Genomic DNA, 3,031 nt, shown 5'->3' with positions numbered 1-3,031 from the left:
CTGCTGCCTATGACCTGGTTAAACAAGGCATTAAACCTATCGTTCTAGAAAAATCCAATAAAGTCGGTGGTATTGCTCGCACCGAAGTCTACAAAGGCTATCGCTTCGATATTGGTGGTCATCGCTTCTATACCAAAGTAGAAGCAGCGCATCAACGTTGGCAAGAGGTTTTAGGGGAAGATTTTATCAAAGTTCCCCGCATGTCACGCATTTATTACCAGGGTAAATTCTACGACTATCCCCTCTCAATATTTAACACCCTATCGAATCTAGGCATCATTAACAGTCTGATTATTTTGCTCAGCTACTTCAAGGCAAAAATCAAGGCAAAATTGCAACCTTGGCGTGAACCTGAAACCTTTGAAGAGTGGGTAAGCGATCGCTTTGGTCGTCGTTTATACAGACTATTTTTTAAAACGTATACGGAGAAAGTCTGGGGCATACCCTGCGATAAAATTCAAGCAGAATGGGCAGCACAGCGTATTCAAAAATTATCTCTAAAACAAGCAATTATCAATGCTTTGTTCGGAAGTCAAAATAGCAAAAGCTTGATTAAGGAATTTGATTACCCCATACTTGGACCAGGGATGATGTGGGAAAAATTTCAGCAAGCAGTAGATAATCAAGGTGGTCAGGTAAGACTGAATACTGTAGTCACTAGTATTCAACGAGATGGTAATCATATCAAAAGTATTACTGCTTTGCAGGATGAAAAAACTATCAGTATCTCTGGAGACCATTTCATCTCTAGTATGCCAGTGACAGCACTGGTTAAAAAACTCGATCCACCTCCCCCACCAGCGGTAATCGAAGCAGCAAAATCTCTATCTTATCGAGCTTTTATTATTGTCGCACTGATTATTGATGCTAAAGATTTATTTCCTGATCAGTGGATTTATATCCATAGTCCAGAGGTGAAAGTGGGTCGCATCCAAAACTTTAAGAATTGGAGTCCAAAAATGGTATCGGATCCTAGCAAAACCTGTCTGGGTTTAGAATACTTCTGTAATGAGGGAGATGAAATCTGGAATCTATCTGAGACCAAATTGCTGGATTTAGCCACCCGTGAATTGGCGAGTTTAGGTCTAGCTGATGCCAAGGCTGTAGAAGATGGTACTGTGTTGCGCCAACCTAAAGCTTACCCAGTTTACGACCGTGATTATCGTCAGCATTTACAAGTGATTCAAGATTTTTTAGCAGACTTTGATAACCTACAAACCATTGGACGTAATGGGATGCATCGCTACAACAATCAAGACCATTCCATGTTAACAGGAATGCTAGCAGTTAAGAATTTACTGGGAGAAAACCATGATCTGTGGCAGGTAAATACTGAACGGTCTTACTATGAAGAATTTACTACAGAAGAGTTAAAGCAAAAACAGGATTCAGTAGAGGACTCAGTTTTTCAGCCTGTATAGGCTATATAGCAATTATACGACTTGTGAGGTACAAATATCTGGGTTTTAGGGAGCAGGGACTGAGGCCGTGGGCCACGCTACGCGAACGGAGCAGGGAGCAGGTAAGAGAAACCCACCCCTAGGGCCTGTTTTCAAACTCGGAGATCCCCCTAAATCCCCCTTAAAAAAGGGGGACTTTGAGTATGGCTCCCCCCTTTTTTAAGGGGGGCTGGGGGGGATCATAATCTTGCGGAAAACTTTGAAAACACGCCCTAACCCCTCCCAGGAGGGGAAGGCAAGAGCCAATAGTCAAACAGTTATGTGTACCTCATGAGTCCTATAAACGCTATAGCGTTTGTATTTGAGATGTAAACCTGTATAGTCTTTTTTTTACTGTCCAATAAAACTGAGGATCTCTTTCCCCTTTTGCCTCTTGCCGTCTTGATGCAGTCGCTCATGGGGGAAACCCCCAAGACCGCGCTGCATCGCTCTTGCCTCTTGCCTTTTTCGGCAATTCGTGTGTTTACAACCCAGATACAAATGCTATATAGGCATGTTCTACTTCATCACGACTTGGAATTTTCTACTTATTCCTTGCTACTTGATCGGAACTGCTGTACTGAATGTACTGCAAGCGGATTCCTTTAAACGAGTTAGCGATCGCATTATTGCAGCAGTGTGGTTGGGCATCGTTGTGCTGTCCATTGCACTGCTAGCAACCTCCTTAGTATTTCCCCTCAATTCCTGGGTAGGCTGGTGTACCGCTGCTAGTCTGAGTTTATTGTCTCTGACATCACAACCTACCCGGGATGAAATTACTAATCTATTTTTCATGGTGTTTCCCAACTTAGCTTTGGGATTGTTGACCTTAGAATTTGGTGTCGCAGCATTCACCAGCCGACAAGTCACTTGGCTTGACACAGGTCTCTATCACTATGGAGCGATCCGATGGTTGTCTGAGTATGGAGCAGTGCCAGGTATCGCCCTGCTCCTTCAGCAGCTTGGTTTTACCTCATCGTGGTTTGCTCTCGCTGCTCCGTTTAACCCTCCAATTTTCGATGCTCAAGTTAGTGCCATCACCAATGGCTTTGCCTTTCTTCTCGCAATAGTACACTTTCTGATTGCTTTACCTCAACTATTTACCAATCAAGCACAGCTCAGTGACTGGTTTATCGTCATCTGCTCATTAATTCTACTCCCTCTCCTAGCTCTATCCAGTTTAATGTCAGATATTCTGGTATCTCCATCACCAGATATCCCAGTAATTTTGCTGACCGTAATCATCGCTTGGGCAATGTTAATCATTGCTCACCATCGCTCATCATCCGTAACTCAGGATGAAAATTATAGTTTTAAAAATAAATTTAATAATAAATTTTACGATCAATTTATCCCACTAATTTTAGCAGCTGGAGCTGTAACTATAAAGCTTACTTGTCTACCTATATTATTAATATCAGTTATTTTTTATAGTGTTTTCAGTAGGTTTTGTATAAAACGACTAGTGATAGGTGCTGTCATCACTAGTTTACTCTTATCACCCATGTTCGCTGTCAATATCGTCACCTCTGGTTGCCCACTTTTTCCATCATCATTCCTATGTCTGGATTTACCCTGGTCTTGGACAGCAG

2 protein-coding genes are annotated in these 3,031 nt (G+C 42.3%); both read left to right on the top strand.

All coding sequences use genetic code 11. From position 1 onward, the window contains the following. Positions 1-1,421, top strand: a 1,421-nt coding sequence (locus tag F6K57_RS41535) for an NAD(P)/FAD-dependent oxidoreductase (protein WP_293074994.1), incomplete at its 5' end; no start/stop codon positions are given. A gap of 532 nt (positions 1,422-1,953) precedes the next feature. Further along, positions 1,954-3,031: hypothetical protein (locus F6K57_RS41530; protein ID WP_293074991.1), on the top strand; the 1,078-nt coding region annotated here is incomplete at its 3' end.

This window comes from Moorena sp. SIO4A5, from assembly GCF_010672005.1.
Taxonomy (GTDB): domain Bacteria; phylum Cyanobacteriota; class Cyanobacteriia; order Cyanobacteriales; family Coleofasciculaceae; genus Moorena.
Note: the sequence above shows the minus strand (reverse complement) of the source record. Positions and strands in the feature narration are given on the sequence as shown.